This window comes from Erwinia sp. GW821-FHT03D09 (genome assembly GCF_059420805.1).
Window position 1 is genome coordinate 237,723 of sequence record NZ_JBWKUK010000001.1, and the last position, 15,074, is coordinate 252,796.

At 50.8% G+C, this 15,074-nt stretch carries 22 protein-coding genes and 3 pseudogenes; 11 read left to right on the forward strand and 14 right to left on the reverse strand.

What is annotated here, in order from left to right; genetic code table 11:
* Positions 1-31: 31 nt before the first annotated feature.
* Both AC07U6_RS01245 and AC07U6_RS01250 read left to right on the forward strand, forming a co-directional pair.
* Positions 32-479 (forward strand): annotated as a pseudogene (locus AC07U6_RS01245) (helix-turn-helix domain-containing protein); the annotation flags it as partial.
* Positions 480-591: 112 nt separating this feature from the next.
* On the forward strand, positions 592-1,581 hold the full coding sequence (locus AC07U6_RS01250; RefSeq protein ID WP_494762713.1) for a DUF4238 domain-containing protein: 990 nt from the start codon (positions 592-594) through the stop codon (positions 1,579-1,581).
* 32 nt (positions 1,582-1,613) lie between these two features.
* Here the strand turns inward: AC07U6_RS01250 and AC07U6_RS01255 are convergent, their stop codons facing one another.
* Positions 1,614-1,805, reverse strand: coding sequence for a hypothetical protein (locus AC07U6_RS01255; RefSeq protein ID WP_494762714.1), 192 nt, complete (start codon positions 1,803-1,805; stop codon positions 1,614-1,616).
* 201 nt (positions 1,806-2,006) lie between these two features.
* Here AC07U6_RS01255 and AC07U6_RS01260 point away from each other — a divergent pair, with 201 nt between their 5' ends.
* Together AC07U6_RS01260 and AC07U6_RS01265 are read left to right on the forward strand one after the other, a co-directional pair.
* Positions 2,007-2,159 carry a helix-turn-helix domain-containing protein gene (locus AC07U6_RS01260; protein WP_494762715.1) on the forward strand — a complete coding sequence of 51 codons (153 nt, stop codon included), beginning with the start codon at positions 2,007-2,009 and terminating at the stop codon, positions 2,157-2,159.
* A gap of 78 nt (positions 2,160-2,237) precedes the next feature.
* Complete coding sequence (locus AC07U6_RS01265) at positions 2,238-2,873, forward strand: carbonic anhydrase (RefSeq protein ID WP_494762716.1); 636 nt, start codon at positions 2,238-2,240, stop codon at positions 2,871-2,873.
* A 111-nt stretch (positions 2,874-2,984) separates the two neighbouring features.
* On the opposite strand, the pseudogene AC07U6_RS01270 reads toward AC07U6_RS01265, so the two are convergent.
* From AC07U6_RS01270 to AC07U6_RS01280, 3 genes and pseudogenes are all read right to left on the reverse strand, one after another.
* Positions 2,985-3,119, reverse strand: a pseudogene (locus AC07U6_RS01270) (nucleoside recognition family protein); the annotation flags it as partial.
* A 156-nt stretch (positions 3,120-3,275) separates the two neighbouring features.
* Positions 3,276-3,734, reverse strand: a complete 459-nt coding sequence (locus tag AC07U6_RS01275) for an RES family NAD+ phosphorylase (protein ID WP_494762717.1) — start codon at positions 3,732-3,734, stop codon at positions 3,276-3,278.
* A complete protein-coding gene (locus tag AC07U6_RS01280) occupies positions 3,731-4,174 on the reverse strand; it encodes an Xre family toxin-antitoxin system antitoxin (RefSeq protein ID WP_494762718.1) in 444 nt (147 codons plus the stop codon). Before AC07U6_RS01280 ends, AC07U6_RS01275 begins: the two co-directional genes overlap by 4 nt.
* A 247-nt stretch (positions 4,175-4,421) precedes the next feature.
* Between AC07U6_RS01280 and mqo the strand changes: the two genes are divergently transcribed.
* Positions 4,422-6,077, forward strand: coding sequence for a malate dehydrogenase (quinone) (gene mqo, locus AC07U6_RS01285; RefSeq protein WP_494762719.1), 1,656 nt, complete (start codon positions 4,422-4,424; stop codon positions 6,075-6,077).
* A 93-nt stretch (positions 6,078-6,170) separates the two neighbouring features.
* On the opposite strand, the gene AC07U6_RS01290 is transcribed toward mqo, so the two are convergent.
* The 5 genes from AC07U6_RS01290 to AC07U6_RS01310 all read right to left on the reverse strand — a co-directional run bounded on the left by AC07U6_RS01290 (position 6,171) and on the right by AC07U6_RS01310 (position 9,553).
* Positions 6,171-7,187, reverse strand: coding sequence for a hypothetical protein (locus AC07U6_RS01290; RefSeq protein ID WP_494762720.1), 1,017 nt, complete (start codon positions 7,185-7,187; stop codon positions 6,171-6,173).
* A 171-nt stretch (positions 7,188-7,358) separates the two neighbouring features.
* Positions 7,359-7,634, reverse strand: a complete 276-nt coding sequence (locus AC07U6_RS01295; protein WP_494762721.1) for a VF530 family protein — start codon at positions 7,632-7,634, stop codon at positions 7,359-7,361.
* Between the two features lie 59 nt (positions 7,635-7,693).
* Complete coding sequence (locus AC07U6_RS01300; protein ID WP_494762722.1) at positions 7,694-7,969, reverse strand: barstar family protein; 276 nt, start codon at positions 7,967-7,969, stop codon at positions 7,694-7,696.
* 1 nt (position 7,970) lies between these two features.
* Positions 7,971-8,522 (reverse strand): ribonuclease domain-containing protein, encoded by a 552-nt coding sequence (locus AC07U6_RS01305; RefSeq protein WP_494762723.1) that lies wholly within the window; start codon positions 8,520-8,522, stop codon positions 7,971-7,973.
* 113 nt (positions 8,523-8,635) lie between these two features.
* The gene (locus tag AC07U6_RS01310; protein ID WP_494762724.1) at positions 8,636-9,553 is read right to left on the reverse strand and encodes a sugar ABC transporter substrate-binding protein; all 918 of its coding nucleotides are present in this window, start codon (positions 9,551-9,553) and stop codon (positions 8,636-8,638) included.
* A 212-nt stretch (positions 9,554-9,765) separates the two neighbouring features.
* Between AC07U6_RS01310 and AC07U6_RS01315 the strand changes: the two genes are divergently transcribed.
* On the forward strand, positions 9,766-9,954 hold the full coding sequence (locus AC07U6_RS01315; protein ID WP_494762725.1) for a hypothetical protein: 189 nt from the start codon (positions 9,766-9,768) through the stop codon (positions 9,952-9,954).
* A gap of 94 nt (positions 9,955-10,048) precedes the next feature.
* On the opposite strand, the gene AC07U6_RS01320 is transcribed toward AC07U6_RS01315, so the two are convergent.
* Positions 10,049-10,195, reverse strand: coding sequence for a hypothetical protein (locus tag AC07U6_RS01320; protein ID WP_494762726.1), 147 nt, complete (start codon positions 10,193-10,195; stop codon positions 10,049-10,051).
* Between the two features lie 162 nt (positions 10,196-10,357).
* Here AC07U6_RS01320 and AC07U6_RS01325 point away from each other — a divergent pair, with 162 nt between their 5' ends.
* Genes AC07U6_RS01325 through AC07U6_RS01335 form a run of 3 tightly spaced genes read left to right on the forward strand, consistent with a single transcriptional unit; the run spans position 10,358 to position 11,766 of the window.
* Entirely contained in the window at positions 10,358-10,681 is a 324-nt protein-coding gene (locus AC07U6_RS01325; RefSeq protein WP_494762727.1) for an antibiotic biosynthesis monooxygenase family protein, read from the forward strand.
* Positions 10,674-11,066 (forward strand): amino acid-binding protein, encoded by a 393-nt coding sequence (locus AC07U6_RS01330; RefSeq protein WP_494762728.1) that lies wholly within the window; start codon positions 10,674-10,676, stop codon positions 11,064-11,066. The genes AC07U6_RS01325 and AC07U6_RS01330 overlap by 8 nt, the downstream gene beginning before the upstream one ends.
* A 1-nt stretch (position 11,067) precedes the next feature.
* A complete protein-coding gene (locus AC07U6_RS01335) occupies positions 11,068-11,766 on the forward strand; it encodes an ArsR/SmtB family transcription factor (protein ID WP_494762729.1) in 699 nt (232 codons plus the stop codon).
* A gap of 144 nt (positions 11,767-11,910) precedes the next feature.
* Here the strand turns inward: AC07U6_RS01335 and AC07U6_RS01340 are convergent, their stop codons facing one another.
* On the reverse strand, positions 11,911-12,039 hold the full coding sequence (locus AC07U6_RS01340; protein ID WP_494762730.1) for a hypothetical protein: 129 nt from the start codon (positions 12,037-12,039) through the stop codon (positions 11,911-11,913).
* Positions 12,040-13,250: 1,211 nt separating this feature from the next.
* Here AC07U6_RS01340 and AC07U6_RS01345 point away from each other — a divergent pair.
* Positions 13,251-13,724 (forward strand): GNAT family N-acetyltransferase, encoded by a 474-nt coding sequence (locus AC07U6_RS01345; protein ID WP_494762731.1) that lies wholly within the window; start codon positions 13,251-13,253, stop codon positions 13,722-13,724.
* Positions 13,725-13,799: 75 nt separating this feature from the next.
* Here AC07U6_RS01345 and AC07U6_RS01350 read toward each other — a convergent pair whose 3' ends face one another.
* The 3 genes from AC07U6_RS01350 to AC07U6_RS01360 form a co-directional block, all read right to left on the reverse strand.
* Complete coding sequence (locus tag AC07U6_RS01350) at positions 13,800-14,033, reverse strand: LysR substrate-binding domain-containing protein (protein ID WP_494762732.1); 234 nt, start codon at positions 14,031-14,033, stop codon at positions 13,800-13,802.
* Positions 14,034-14,400: 367 nt separating this feature from the next.
* Positions 14,401-14,616 (reverse strand): hypothetical protein, encoded by a 216-nt coding sequence (locus tag AC07U6_RS01355; RefSeq protein ID WP_494762733.1) that lies wholly within the window; start codon positions 14,614-14,616, stop codon positions 14,401-14,403.
* A gap of 57 nt (positions 14,617-14,673) precedes the next feature.
* Positions 14,674-14,856, reverse strand: coding sequence for a colicin-like pore-forming protein (locus tag AC07U6_RS01360; RefSeq protein WP_494764493.1), 183 nt, complete (start codon positions 14,854-14,856; stop codon positions 14,674-14,676).
* A gap of 77 nt (positions 14,857-14,933) precedes the next feature.
* On the opposite strand from AC07U6_RS01360, the pseudogene AC07U6_RS01365 reads away from it, so the two are divergent.
* Positions 14,934-15,074, forward strand: a pseudogene (locus AC07U6_RS01365) (integrase); the annotation flags it as partial.

Here is a 15,074-nt window from a genome sequence, read left to right on the forward strand (position 1 = left end):
AAAGAAAAGGAAACTTCCTGGAGAAATGGCCATGAGCGCAGAAAGCTCAGGACTGTTTACTTTGAAAGAGATAAACCGCATTAAGATTCTGCAGGATGTCATTGACCGCAGGACGACATCTGGCCGAGCTGCTGAACTACTTGGCGTCACACCGCGTCATTGTAGTCGTTTACTCAGCCGTTATCGTGAACATGGTCCGCTGTATCATCAAGGAAAAGTACCCCGATTTTGGTCCTACGCTGGCTCGCGAGAAACTGGAAGAAGTCCATGGATTGATTATTGGTAAAGAAACACTCAGAAGGCTCATGATTAAAGCTGGTTTATGGGTTCCCAGAAAAATGCGTGCGCCAAAAATGTTGGTCTATGTTGACGATGCAACCAGCCAGTTGATGCATCTGCGATTTGTTCAGTCAGAATCTACATTCTCTTACTTTGAAGCAACCCGAGGTTATATCGAACGGCATGGAAAACCTATGGCATTTATGCGAATTCATATATTGATAATTTCATCGACGATTATAATTATAGATTTGCTAAGCCGCCTCGCCACGATTTTAACGCTAACTACTGCAATCTACGGAACAAATTCATATGTCACACAAAGATCTCGAAGCCAAGAAGCGACATCATTACGTCTGGGCGAAGTACCTCACCCGCTGGGGTAAAGGGACGAAAAACGTTTTCTACACTACGAAGACTGGCAAGATAGCCTATGACAGCGTGCGTGCCATAGCTGCTGACAACTATTTCTACAAAACTACAATACTGACAAGTAAGCATGTTGAAGTGATAAAAAGCTTTTCCCGGCAAAGTCCCGAGCATCTTCAACAACAGCACATGTCGTATCTTAATGATTTCCTTAAAATGCAGCGTTTGGAGGCCATTTATAATGAATCTGATATTCAAGATCAGGAAGCCGAGGCTCTTCTACATGCAATGAAGTGTAACCTAATGGAAAATCTCCATGCCTCCCACGAAAAAAATGTACTACCGATTTTATCAGAGTTAGCTGATGAACAGCTTGATATACTGCAAGATAAGCAGCAGATGATAGAGTTCATGATGTTTTTGGGTCATCAAATCGCCCGGACGAAAACTTTTCGAGATGGTATGCTCAGGGCTCAGCCTCGCCGCAATATTGTTGAAATTGAAGTAGCCGATGCGATGACGCACGCATGGTGGTTCCTAAGCTACATGTTTGGAATGAATATCGGGTTCAGCCTCTACTCAAGTCGACACGACACTAGACATGCATTGCTGGTAAATGACACAGAGCGTCCTTTCATTACGTCCGATCAGCCGATCGTCAATGTACATGCATGTATCTCAGAGACAGAATTCTCTGCACCTGAACACGCTGATTTCTATTACCCAATTTCGCCTCGCATTGCCTATATCATCTGCGATTCCGAACGATTTTTACCAGGTAAAAATCAGGTTGATGAGGCCACTGTTACTGAGTTCAATACTAAAGTGGCGGCCCAAGCTATGGTGCATATCATCGGTAATACCGAGAGCGCCATTCTACCCTTTAAAAAACACATCGGACGGCGTTATGCCAAGAAGATCACCCTTTTATGAGGATAGAGATTAACTACTGGCCTTTAAAAAATTTAACCCGTAAAAGGTTCACACCAGTCCTGTAATATGCTTTGTAATTTGCCTTCCTGTATATGCGTTTTTACCGAATCTTCAGGCACGCAGGAAATCCCCATTCCGGATAATGTCGCATCAATGCGCGCGGATAGCGTATTAAAAACTAACATCACCAAGTAGATGAGGTCATTAAAGTTTTCTTTAAGCATTGTCCGCCTTTACCAGGTGAATTTGACCCACGCTTACCACTATAATTATCTTGCCGCCCTTTTATCCCCTGCCTGAATGATGACAACACTGTTACTGCATTGAACCGTATTCACACTAAATTGTATGTTGTAACTAATTAGAGATGTTATGATAAAGCCTTCGGGTCCTGAGCAACCATTCGGGCAATTTATTCAATACGGTTGCGCTCTAACTCAATTAACAGCACCCGGGGCAATATCGCCAGAACGGCTCAGGAACTGCAGACAGCCCGGACCACGCTATACTACAAGGTGAAAAAACATCGCCTTACGCTGTGCGTCAGTGATGGGCGTCTGCCGGAAGGTCAGGTGTAGATTTTTCTGATAAGTTGCACGCGGCGGTGCTTCGGTGTCAGAATATTATTTCACGATAAAAGAAGGTAGAGCTCTGCTATGCAGCACATTGTTGAAGGTTTTCTGAATTTCCAGAAAGATGTTTTCCCTAATCAGAAAGAATTATTCCGCAGCCTTGCTTCCAGCCAGAATCCTAAAGCGTTGTTTATCTCCTGCTCCGACAGCCGTCTGGTGCCTGAACTGGTTACCCAGCAGGAACCCGGACAGCTCTTTGTCATTCGTAATGCCGGGAATATCGTGCCCTCTTTCGGCCCTGAGCCGGGCGGCGTTTCTGCGACCATCGAATATGCGGTAATGGCACTGGGAGTTACCGATATCGTTATCTGTGGTCACTCCAACTGCGGCGCAATGAAAGCCATCGCCACCTGTCAGTGCCTGGACCCTATGCCTGCCGTTCAGCACTGGCTGCGCTACTCCGATGCCGCGAAAGCCGTTGTCGAGAAAAAAACCTACGCCAGTGAAGAAGAGAAAGTGAATGCGATGGTGCAGGAGAACGTTATCGCACAGCTGAACAATATCAAAACGCATCCGTCCGTCGCGGTTGGCCTGCGTGATAAGGCGCTGCGCCTGCACGGCTGGGTTTATGATATCGAAAGCGGTGCCATCCGCGCGCTGGATAAGAATACGCAGAACTTTGTGCTGCTGTCAGAAAATCCGGGCGTTTGCTACGAGTAATCGCTACAGGGGCACGGGCGCCCTCTTCCCCCTGCTCAGGCGATAACACAGCCGGGGCAAATCCTCCCCGGCACGGCAGAAAAAAGAGACGGTAGATTACCCCGCCGAATCCAGCACCGGGGCAACCAGATGGGTCAGCAGTTCAATCGCTCCCGCTTCTTTCAGAATACCCACCACGGTCAGCGAGAGGATCAGCATCGGGACCGAGCCCAGCGACAGGCGGATAGCATCCGATCCGGCTCCGTTAAATTAGTACGCTGTATCGCCGTGCGGCAAGGCGCGAGACAGGCGAGAACGGTTAACCCATTTAGCTAAATGATCCGCTCTCTGAACCGTTGAGCCCGCAAATTACCGAGCAGCCGAGCAGCCGAGCAGCCGAGCAGCCGAGCAGCCGAGCAGCTATTATTTCAGTCGGGCATCGAACTGGAAGTCAATTTTTACCGCCCTGCTGACGATAGACAAAAACTGCGGATGCCGCGGATTCAGCAGGAAGTTGTACTCCACCGGCGACAGCGCGCTCGGCACTCTCAGCGCCACCGCATCGCCGCTCTCTACCCAGCGATCGCCCATCTCCGCCAGCGCCAGCGGAGCTTCCGGTGCCGCCCAGTTGGCGGGAAGAATTTGGTTATCGATCATCTGAATCAAATCATCATCGACATCAATAGAAAACAGGGTAAAGCTGTCCAACAGATTCGCCGCGTGCAGATGCACCAGCGTTTCCAGCATGGTCAGAGATGCCGCCTCAGCGGCGTAAACCATTGCCGTACCCACGCTGTTCCAGCGGCCACCGGCTTCCTTTGCTCCCTGCCCGCTCCAGGCCCCAGCCGCGAAGCGGGTTTTGGTCAGGCGGTAGAGGATCAAGACCAGACCCCGTGTTCCAGTCTGGTGATCAGCCGCATCACCTCCCAGGCACCGGATTCAGAGGCCAGCAGGTCAGCGGGTGCTTTCCATCCCAGCGCGCGGCTTGGCTCATTCAGCCACTTCTGCGCGGCAAGCTTATCGCCTTCAAATAGATCGACGGCGCGATCCAGCACGCGAATAAAGCGCACCAGCCGCTCGCTCTGGTCGGGACTGAAGCGCTTTTTAATATTGCGGCTGAAGGTGGTGCTGGGAATACCGGTCATCCGGCGCAGCTCGGCCTGGGTAATGTGCGCCCAGCTGGCAATGCGGTTAGCGACTTCACCTTCCAGGCCTTTATCAATTTCGCCCACCAGCAGAACGCCGTCGGCAACATTGAGGCCAACATGCTGCCACAGCGTTTCCACAAGCGGTACGGATACTTCAGGCGTAAAGATTCTCATAGCGACCCCTCCAAATGGTTATTTCAGTATAACCAAATGGGCGCAAATGGTGCAAATATAACCTGAATCGGCCCCGGTCTGAATCGCCAGAGTGAGAATTTCGTCCGCCAGTAAATGGCTAACCGCGTGTCTTCCATAACAAAAGATGGCGACATGTGAAAAAAGTGAAGAAAATTTTTATCTGGATCACAATTTACGTTAAAATATTCATCCAGTTTTTAAACTTTTATTGATGTGTGTTATTGAAATGTCTAATTCCAGAAGATTTATCCCCGTTCTTTCCCTGTCAGCACTGCTCGTTTGTTCTGCCAGCTATGCTGAAACGCCAGTTAATCAGAAAACCGACGTCCTGCTGATCGGCGGCGGCATCATGAGTGCTTCGCTGGGTACCTGGCTACAGGAGCTGCAGCCAGACTGGAAACAGCTGATGGTTGAGAAGCTGGACGGAGTGGCCCTTGAATCTTCCAACGGATGGAACAACGCCGGTACCGGCCACTCGGCCAATATGGAGCTGAACTATACGCCGGAGCGCGCGGATGGCTCCATTGATGTCAGCAAGGCGCTGGATATCAACGAACAGTTTATGATCTCCCGCCAGTTCTGGACGGCGCAGGTTAAACGCGGCATCCTCAACAACCCGCACTCCTTTATTAACTCCACGCCGCATATGAGCTTTGTCTGGGGTGACGCGAACGTTAACTACCTGACCAGGCGTTACCAGGCGCTGCAGCAGACCACCCTGTTCCAGGGCATGAAGTTCTCCACCGATCAGAATCAGATCAAACAGTGGGCACCGCTGGTGATTGAAGGACGCGATCCGCAGCAGAAAGTCGCTGCGACCTGGACCCCGGTCGGCACCGATGTCAACTACGGCGAAATTACCCGCCAGCTGATCGGCAGCCTGAAGAAAGATAAAAACTTCACGCTGGAAACATCTGCAGAAGCCACCGAGTTTGCACGTAACGCTGACAACAGCTGGCATGTGACGATCACCGATGTGAAGAGCGGTGAAAAGCACAGCGTAGATGCGAAATACGTGTTTATCGGTGCCGGCGGCGGCGCGCTGAAGCTGCTGCAAAAAACCGGTATCCCGGAAGCGGACAACTATGCTGGCTTCCCGGTGGGCGGTTCATTCCTGGTGTCTGAGAACCCGGAAATCACTAAACAGCATCAGGAAAAAGTGTACGGACAGGCTTCTGTTGGTGCGCCACCGATGTCCGTTCCGCACCTTGACGCCCGCTTCCTGGACGGCAAGCGCGTGGTGCTGTTTGGGCCGTTCGCGACCTTCTCTACCAAGTTCCTGAAAAACGGCTCACTGTTCGATCTGCTGAGCACCACCACCACCAGCAACTTTATGCCGATGACTCACGTAGGCATGGACAACTTCGATCTGGTGAAATACCTGGTGGGCCAGGTCATGCAGAACGACGATGATCGCTTTGCCGCGCTGAAAGAGTACTACCCGAACGCACGTAAAGAAGACTGGAAACTGATTCAGGCCGGTCAGCGCGTGCAGATTATCAAGAAAGATGCGGATAAAGGCGGCGTGCTGAAACTGGGTACGGAAATCGTGACCGATCAGCAGAAAACCGTGGCGGCCCTGCTGGGTGCGTCCCCGGGTGCGTCTACCGCTGCACCAATTGCACTGAACGTGGTGAAAAAACTGTTCCCAGAGCAGTTCAACAGCCCGGAATGGCAGAGCAAGATCCGCGCTATCGTGCCAAGCTACGGTCAGGAATTGAACGGTAACGTTGCCCTGACTCAGCAGGTTTGGAATGACACCGCCGCGACGCTGCAGCTGACCACGCCGCCGGTTATTCAGATGAATAACTCAACCGACGCGGCCCCGCAGGCTCAGCCGGAAAAACGTGCGGAAAGCGCAAAACAGGACATGGCGCTGTAATTTAACGCCCCTGCAGCCCCGGCATTCGCCGGGGCTTTTTTTATCCCACCGCCGACATCCTTGTTTCTGCATTCAGCTTTGGACTTCCTGCTTTCAGCTATTCCCTTTCTTAGTCAGCGTAAAGCCTGGTTTATCTTTGGTGACCGCATAGGAAATTTTGGTGACGGCCCAGGATGATGTGGTGATATCCAGCGCGGGGATGGTCACGCGGCCCATACCAAACAGCGTGCGAACGTAGCCACCCAGCTTATGCTTACCCGGCGCAACGCTCAGCGACGTCACTTCACCGCGCTTAAGCACCCCCGCCTCCTTGCCATCTACCGTCAAGATAATTGACGAACCGTCATCGGTCTTGGTTAACGCGTGATAGACGTGAATGACCGACTGCGCGGGGGGTTTGTTCACCGGATCGGTCTGCATCTGAGCTGCGGTGGTTACCACCGGAACAATCGGGGGGGTGATGTCGGCGGTTTCTGCCGGGCCGGCATCCGCAGAGGCAACGGCAGCCGGTGCTGTCGGAGTAGTCGCGGTGGTGCTCTGAGCCTGCGCGTTTTCAGTGCCCGCAGAAGTTGCCGAGGCTTGAGCCGCTGGACTATCAACGGATGCTACCGGAGCTGTCGTTGTAGCAGCAGCTGTGCTCTGAGCCTGCGCGTTCGCTGTCTCCGACGCCGCGATGTGAGTGGGAGCACTCGCTGCATCAACGGAAGCATTCTGCGCAGTTGCCTTTGCGGTCTCGGTTTCTGTGGCCGATGTCTGAGAACCCGCAGACGCCGAGTTGCCTGCACTGGCATCCTCGCTGGTTGACGTCGAAGCCGTTGCCGGGGAGCTGTTAGCCTGCGAGCCCATCGATGCAGTCGATGCAGTCGATGCAGTCGATGCAGTCGATGCAGTCGATGCAGTCTGATTTTGCGCCTGCGCTGCGGAGCTATCCACCGCCGCCGCAGTTTGATCCTGAATATGCGTGGTGTTCACATAAACGCTGGACGCCTGAGCTGCGGCGGGCGAACCCTCGTCAACAGCGCTGATGGACGCAATGCCGGAAGAATGCGGCGCGCAGCCGGTCAGAATGCCTGCGGCAACGATAACGGTGAGGATGGAACGGGTAAACATCCGGCAATTTCTCCAGCCAATAATGAACGGTCAATTATAGCGTCCCTCACGTGCCGGAGTAAGCGGAACAGGGTTAAGCCTGTTCTGAAACTGCATCGATCGGGCAAAAAAAAGCCGCTATCCGCGGAGGGATACCGGCTATTTTCACGCAGTTCTGGCGGTGACGCTGAATTACCGATCGCGCCCGCGATGGTTAGCCCACGGACTGTCGGCGGGGATATCCTGCGGCTCGTTAAGTGAGGCAATATACAGCGCTTCAACTTCGCTACGCGCCCACGGTGTGCGGCGGAGAAATTTCAGGCTGGACTTGATACTGGGTTCGTTTTTGAAACAGTTGATGTTGATACGTGCGGCCAGATCGTCCCAGCCGTAGCGTTCCACCAGACGGGTTAGCAGGGCTTCCAGGGTCACGCCGTGAAGCGGGTCTTTTGAGTGATTCGCAGTCATGTTTTGTCCGGGTCGGTATCGATGCGCACACCATACTGACGGCGCATCCGTTATGCAAGCTACAGCGGCTGGCAGGTTCGAACACTGAAGGCCCCTGCAGTTTCGGATTCAGCTTCCTGCATCACCGTCACGATACGCTGCAAGCCAGCCTCGGCGGGATGCCCGGGCAGATGCCTTAACATGATGCGCAGCGGCAGCGAAACCTCGCCGGTCAGCACATCCCACAGCGCATCAAGGTTATTGCCAAAGCCATGCAGGCCGAACTTCTCTGCAAACTGCCGGTAGAAGTCCTGCTCATCGCGCACGTCGTGTAAATCAAAGCTGACCAGCTGCATCTCAGTTCACCTGTTCAAAATGGCGATAGTGATCGCGGGTGACATAAATCAGGCCATCGCTGGACCACAGCATCCGGTCGCGGCCGCGACGACCGCAATGATAGTTAACGTCCGCTTCAAACCATTTCCGCCCTGCCTTTTCCGGCAGCCCTCCTTCGCGGTTACTGAAACGATCGCCGCCAATCGCCTTACCCGGCAAAACCTGGCACAGATTACCCCGGGACGGGTCCCAACCCAGGCGGCGCGCTTCATTCTTACGGATATAGTATTCCGGCAGGCGCTGATGCTGCTGGAGGTAGTTCGCTACGCGATTCTGCTGTGTCAGTACGCTGATATCATCGCGTTGCGGCGCAGTGATCGTGCGCGTATCCTGCGCTGAACTCCCGGAACGTTGCTGATTCTGCTCTGTAACCGACCTTCCCGATGCGGAACTCGAAGAGTGTTGCTGTTGCTGAGACTGCTGCTGGCTCGGGCTGTGTTCGGCCGAAGGCCTCAGCCCGGCGTAGCTGGCGATAAGAGCGAGGATTCCGGCGATAATCAGTTTTTTATTCATATTCCGTTCAGTAACTGGCGTTCTCAGGCTGAGAATCAGAAGGTCCGTTAAAGGATTATAAAATAAAAAAGGGACCACTGAGGTCCCTTATCTGACGAAGTCCGTACGGTTTGTTATTTATTTTCGTACTGCTTCATATTGGCCTGAGTGACCAGTTCGAACGGAATCCAGTGATAGGAATCCAGTTTCTCGCCTTTGATCATCCGCTGCGCCACATCAACCGAGGCTTTACCCTGTCCTACGGCATCCTGGAAGACGGTGACCTGCATCTTACCGCTGGCGAGCGCTTTCAGACCGTCCGGTGTCGCATCGATCCCACCCACCAACACTTTGCTGTCCTTTTTACCGGCCTGCTGCAGCGCCATAATCGCGCCAATCGCCATCTCATCATTGTTCGCGGCGACGATATCAATCTCCTCGCCATTGGTCAGCCAGTTCAGCATCAGGTCCATCCCCTCATTGCGGGAATAGTTAGCGGTTTGCTTCTGCACCACCTTCATTTTCGGGTATTTGGCCACCACCTCTTCCACGTCTTTAGTACGCTGCAACGCCCCGGCGTCAGTCAGGTTGCCGATCATCACGGCAACTTTACCTTCATAGTTTGCCTGACGCGCCAGTTCTTCCATTTGTAACGTGCCGGACTGCTTCTCATCAGAACCGACAAACACCACGCCCGGCGGCAGTTTCGGATCGCCCGGCGTGCGGTTGACGTAAACCAGCGGAATTTTTGCCGCGCTGACCAGCCTGGTCATCGCCGGCGTGCCGGCCGAGTTCACCGGATCAACAATAATCGCATCCACACCGGCGCTGATAAAGCTCTGCACCTGATCCGTTTGACGACCAACATCACCGCGTGCATCCTCGAACTGCACCTTGATACCGCGTTCTTTCGCTTCTTTATCGATGGCATGGCGGATAATAGTCAGGAAGTTCTGGTCAAAATAGGCCATCGAAACGCCGATGGTTTCTGCCAGTGCAGACGTGGAACAGCTCAGTGTGGCGACCAGCAAAATTTTCTTCAGATGCTTCATTATTCTTCTCCAGAGGCAGATCCGGGTAATATCTTCAGATACAAAATGAAATACATAAACCGTATGGAAAGAATAATGAAATAAATTATTTTATCGCAATCGCTATTTAACAAAATCTTAACATTCATCACGCTTTACGATCGGAATCGATTTTTCAGGCCAGGTTTATTCGTTTCAGGTCACACGTTTTAAGTCACCCACAGGGAGATACCGTGAAAAATATACTGCTGCTTTCACTGGCTTTACCACTCGTTCTTGCCGCCTGCTCGGAAAAGAAACCCGTGCAGCCGCGTAAGGACACCCCGGCGTGCCGCAATTACCGGATGATGTTGACCGCACCGATCCCGCCAGACGTGCACAACCGGCTGAAGCTCGCCTGCGAAGCAAGCATGGCTGAGTAAATATTCGCGCTTGTCATCCAGGTTGAGATCCTTGCCCGCTCCGGTGCCACTGCAGGCCAGGATTGTAGATTCAACGCATACCACCAGTCCGGATTTACTGTTTATCCCGCGGCTCTCTCTCATCATCATCACTATTATCCGGCGCTCGCGGAATTTCCCCGTGTTCCCGTGGATCGTCTTTCGCCGGGTGATCTTTCTCTTTTCTGCGCTGCTGGTCTGAAGGGTTTTCAGGCTTCGGCATTGCTTGCTCCTTTAACTGGCTGAACCCTCAGTTTAGACCATGATGGCTCCCTGCATATTTCCCCCTCTCCGGCTGTAGCATCGATATTTCGTTAGCCATCGAAGCGTGAATATCTCAGGCCGCTAAAGTGACGCCAGAACTTCATCACAAAAGGACCGAAACATGATTGCCGTACTTTTTGAAGCGGATGTGACGCCAGCTCAGCAGGCTCGCTACCTGCAACTTGCCGCAGAATTAAAACCGCTGCTGGCGGACATAGACGGTTTTATCTCCATTGAGCGTTTCCAAAGCCTGACCACCCCGGGCAAGATACTGTCGCTCTCCTGGTGGCGGGATGAGGGAGCCGTGCAGCAATGGAAAAGCAATGTTCTGCACCGGGCGGCTCAGAAGGAGGGTCGCCAGTCGATTTTTGCGTTTTACCGCATCAGAGTGGTTCAGCTGGCACGAGAATACTCATCAGAAAACAGGGAAAAAAACGATGCATGATATTCATATTCTTTTACGGAATGCTCCCGGTGAACTGGCAGCGATGGCGACTCTGCTGAGGCAAAATGGCGTCGGGCTTGAGGGCGGCGGCGTGTTTACTGCGGATGCCGGGGCACACGCTCATTTTTTAGTAGAGGATGGCATTCACGCGAAAACCGTGCTGGAGAAAGCGGGGTTTCAGGTAGCCGAAGTGCGCACCCCGCTGATCCGCAAACTTAAGCAGGAACGGCCCGGTGAACTGGGTGAGATAGCCACCGCTCTCGCTCGTGATGGCATCAGCATTCTCGTACAGTACAGCGATCATGCAAACCAACTGATTCTACTGACGGACAATGATAAGGTTGCCGCAACGCTAACCGAAAAATGGGCGGTCAATCCGGATTAATATGCTGAAACCCGTTGAGTCAGTTGATAACAGTCATGCGCTTGAACACACCATAGCGAACGTTGCCGCCGCTATGTCTGACCCCTCGCGGGTGAAGATCCTCTGCGCACTGATGGACGGCCGGGCGTGGACGGCAACAGAATTGAGCGTGGTTGCCGACATTGCTTCATCAACTGCCAGCGCCCACCTCTCCCGGCTGGTCAGCGGCAGTTTGATTACCTGCCTGTCGCAGGGCCGGCATCGTTATTATCGGCTGGCCGGGCAGGATATTGCCGAGCTGCTGGAAAGGATGATGGGTATTTCGTGGCGCCCGCACTCCGCCGCCAGGATCAGTACGCCGGTGCCACTGCGCCTTGCCCGTACCTGCTACGATCATCTGGCCGGTGAGGTTGCGGTCGATATCTTCGACGCCATGGTCAATCTGGAGTGGCTTACCGACGACGGCACGGTACTGACGGATAAAGGGCATCAGCAGTTTGCCCAAATGGGTATCGAGCTTAACCCCAAAAGCCGGCGGAAACTCTGCTGCGGCTGCCTGGACTGGAGTGAAAGGCGCTTTCATCTTGGCGGTGAAGCCGGTGCGGCATTTTTCAGCCACTGTGAACGCCAGCAGTGGATCGTCCGGACTGCGGGATTTCGGGAAGTCACGATCGCGGCCGTTGGCAGGTTGGGCTTTAAAAAATGGTTTGGCGTTGAATAATACCGAGTAGTGACATTCTTGATGTTGAAAATATTGCAGGCCCGTCGTTGTTCGGGTGCTTATTCACGATAGCGACGATACTGCGTCCCCGCCTGGCCGTCATCGTAGCTATGCAGGGACGTTTCATTGGGGGGTAATCATCGCTCAAGCTGAATGATCCTGTATTCCCAACAGGTCATCGATGTTGGCCAGATCTTCATGATGCAGCAGGATAATCGAATGCGACAACGCCAGCTGACGGGCAGAGAGCGTACAGGTGTTATTACTGACCACCAGCCCAACATCCGTACCATAAAATCCTTAACCGGCAATTATTTCCTGAACGACTTTTTTCCCCACGGGTGACGCGTATTTCTTACACTGTTGCACCAGCTGGATGCCGTACTTCACTGCCAGAACGTCTACCCCTTATGACGTTGCCATAATCATCATAGGTCACCAGCATTCTTTTTTTACGCGCCAGAATGGGAAGATGTTGAGCAATCAGAGAGCGAAATTGGTGCTGTTTAAAACCTGACCAGACGCTTCAGTCAAACATGTCGGTTAAGGTCTGTATGGTATAACCCTGCTGGCATTTTGGTTGGTCAGTAAAAACCGAACGCGATAAGAATAGCCTTAACGCTCCTGTTCTATACTGAAAAAAAACACGTATTTCCACATAAATTTATGGAGCTCGATTGAATTATAACATTTTAAAACTGGATGATTCAGGAAAAAACAGACCATGATTCATATTAAAGAGCTGAACTATTTCATGGACAAAATCTTAATTAATTCACCATCAAACATCTTCATTCAATCTAAACAACCGTTTTTCCCTCTTGATAAAATAAACAACTGGTAAATATAAAAAACAATTAAAATCATTAAGATAGATCATGAAGCCAAAGATGAGATATCATTAACCAATCTATTGATATAGTAAAACGATTAAAATATAGAAAAATAAGAACCCAGTTGCAAAATGACAACCGAAAATTAATAATACTCCTAAATATAGAGCACAACAAAATAAATGCTTGCAATCATTCAATATTGATGATTAATATTAGGAAAGGACGTTTTTCAACAAGGACATAAAGGAAATAAAATGAGCGACTTAACCCTGCTTCTCATAGCATTTGCATTGCTTGTTATATCCATATCTAACCTTGTCTCTTATATTATTCAGATAAAATCCACTACACTCCCACATCCAAAGAGAGGAGGAAAAAGAAAGAAAATTGCGTATAAATATGTCAAATGGTCATATTTAGAATAAAGATCTTAATTTTAAATTACGTCATCACTCTATTTTCAACAGAATAAAACATAGCCAAAACATTGTTTCTTATTCCTTGAAACCTTCCGGGTCTGTTTACAATTATTGACTGTATATCCGTTATCCGATCGGCCTCATGCAGTAGTACAGAATGCGTGACTTTTGAGCAATAACCCGGCAGATTAAAACGTTAACTCTCAGAGACGCTACAGGAAAATGTGCGATGGAAGTCAGAAGATTTACAAACGGCGATGAGATTGCTTTATTCCGCATTTTTTTCTCGTCAATACGTGACATTGCATCGCGTGACTACACTCCCGATCAAATCGCAGCGTGGGCACCGGAGGATATGGACCTGCAAAAATGGGCCTGTCATATGAGGCAACTGCGACCGTTTGTGATTGAAGTCGAGGGTGAAATTGCGGGATATGCTGATGTTCAACCTAATGGCTATATCGACCATTTCTTCGTATCCGGAAGCTATCCGAAACAGGGGGTCGGCACGCTGCTGATGAATGCCATCCACGATGAAGCCCGACGGCTTGGACTAAGTGAGCTGACGTCGAATGTGAGCAAAACGGCTGAAGGTTTCTTTCTACGGCACGGTTTCCACGTGGTCAAACGCGGATTTCCCGTCCGGCGCGGCGTAACGCTGCAAAATGCACTGATGCATAAAGAACTGCGAACTACTGACTGAACTGATATTGCTCAATCCTGAACCCTAAGAAAATCGACCAGCCGTGTCATGGCCGGGCTCAGTGAATCCGGTGTTTTATATGCATATTCGTCGCCGCGCCCACCGGGCGGTTAGCGGCAGGATGTGGTACGGGAATTTTTTACTGAAGCGTTCAGCCAGTGATAAGGGAAGAACCCCTACGCCAATCCCACTGCTGACCATCTCCCCCATTCCTTCAAGGCTGCTCATTCTTATGCGATAGGTCAGTGGACGGCCAAGATCTTTTTCATGTTCACTGATGCGATCCTGAAGCGCATTACCGGGATACAAACCAATAAATGGCTCCAGGCGCCTCGGAAAGAGAGATTTTATCTCTGCATTTAAATGGGTGAGAGGATCTGACTATAAGTGCCAGCCTGTCATCTGCCAGGGGTTCAGGCATAAGCTCCCGGGCAGCTACCGCATCTGAAACGAGACCGGCTTCAGCTATGCCATTATTTACATGTTGCTTCATGTTTTTTATTTTACTTACAGAGCATTCAACAACCCATCATAATAAACACTACGCATTGGTCTCAATCCTTACTGATTTATTTTATGCTAATAAGCCTCATTGTTCATATGTTTTTTTACGATCGCGGCAATAATATGTAGTGTAAAAAGAGCAATTAAAGGACGTTCCTGAGCGCCCATTAATTCAGTAAAGCGGCTTAACTATTACATTATTAATTTTATCAACTAGCTTATCATCAATAAGTGAAGCAACTAAAACTGCAACAAAAACACCTGGTATTGCTGTAACTGTAGGCGCTAATGCAGTAACACTAAAAATACTTAGCACCGCTGCGAAAAGGGATACTGCCAGTGATGATACCAAGCCTCCAACGACCCATGATTCAACCGCCAGAACCAATGGTGCCCGATTTCCTGTTTCTATACCTGTAATACTCTTCTCCCTAACCTTTTCAATTTACTGTACAACGTCCGCAACTTTAAAACCTTTAGCTAGTTTTCCGAGCTTATCCGCCATATCAGCTGCATCCATGTGGGCCAATGCATTGGCTAAAGCTGTTTTGTCACCAACATTAATTTTCAAATTAGGATTGTTTAATACTTTGTTCAGGGATTTCATTTCATCATCATAGTTACGGATTGTTTCAAGAAAAAGCGCGCCAGAGCATCCCGGGGAATTTTATCAGGCAATCACATTTACAGGCAGTAATCGCAAGGCACCACCAGCGTTTCTTGTCAGAGCGGCTTTATCGAGCCCGGGCTATCGATACCCGTGCTCTGTTGGCACTTAAAAGCAGGTCGATGACGGACAAATATCATGATGACCGGGGCAAAGAATGGAAGGCCGTTTCTTTATAA

Excerpts from the sequence above, each read along its gene's own strand:
- AC07U6_RS01250 (WP_494762713.1), top strand. The coding sequence starts at position 592 with ATGTCACACAAAGATCTCGAAGCCAAGAAGCGACATCATTACGTCTGG.
- AC07U6_RS01255 (WP_494762714.1), bottom strand. The coding sequence starts at position 1,805 with ATGCTTAAAGAAAACTTTAATGACCTCATCTACTTGGTGATGTTAGTT.
- AC07U6_RS01265 (WP_494762716.1), top strand. The coding sequence starts at position 2,238 with ATGCAGCACATTGTTGAAGGTTTTCTGAATTTCCAGAAAGATGTTTTC.
- AC07U6_RS01280 (WP_494762718.1), bottom strand. The coding sequence starts at position 4,174 with ATGAGAATCTTTACGCCTGAAGTATCCGTACCGCTTGTGGAAACGCTG.
- mqo (WP_494762719.1), top strand. The coding sequence starts at position 4,422 with ATGTCTAATTCCAGAAGATTTATCCCCGTTCTTTCCCTGTCAGCACTG.
- AC07U6_RS01290 (WP_494762720.1), bottom strand. The coding sequence starts at position 7,187 with ATGTTTACCCGTTCCATCCTCACCGTTATCGTTGCCGCAGGCATTCTG.
- AC07U6_RS01295 (WP_494762721.1), bottom strand. The coding sequence starts at position 7,634 with ATGACTGCGAATCACTCAAAAGACCCGCTTCACGGCGTGACCCTGGAA.
- AC07U6_RS01300 (WP_494762722.1), bottom strand. The coding sequence starts at position 7,969 with ATGCAGCTGGTCAGCTTTGATTTACACGACGTGCGCGATGAGCAGGAC.
- AC07U6_RS01305 (WP_494762723.1), bottom strand. The coding sequence starts at position 8,522 with ATGAATAAAAAACTGATTATCGCCGGAATCCTCGCTCTTATCGCCAGC.
- AC07U6_RS01310 (WP_494762724.1), bottom strand. The coding sequence starts at position 9,553 with ATGAAGCATCTGAAGAAAATTTTGCTGGTCGCCACACTGAGCTGTTCC.
- AC07U6_RS01320 (WP_494762726.1), bottom strand. The coding sequence starts at position 10,195 with ATGCCGAAGCCTGAAAACCCTTCAGACCAGCAGCGCAGAAAAGAGAAA.
- AC07U6_RS01325 (WP_494762727.1), top strand. The coding sequence starts at position 10,358 with ATGATTGCCGTACTTTTTGAAGCGGATGTGACGCCAGCTCAGCAGGCT.
- AC07U6_RS01330 (WP_494762728.1), top strand. The coding sequence starts at position 10,674 with ATGCATGATATTCATATTCTTTTACGGAATGCTCCCGGTGAACTGGCA.
- AC07U6_RS01335 (WP_494762729.1), top strand. The coding sequence starts at position 11,068 with ATGCTGAAACCCGTTGAGTCAGTTGATAACAGTCATGCGCTTGAACAC.
- AC07U6_RS01345 (WP_494762731.1), top strand. The coding sequence starts at position 13,251 with ATGGAAGTCAGAAGATTTACAAACGGCGATGAGATTGCTTTATTCCGC.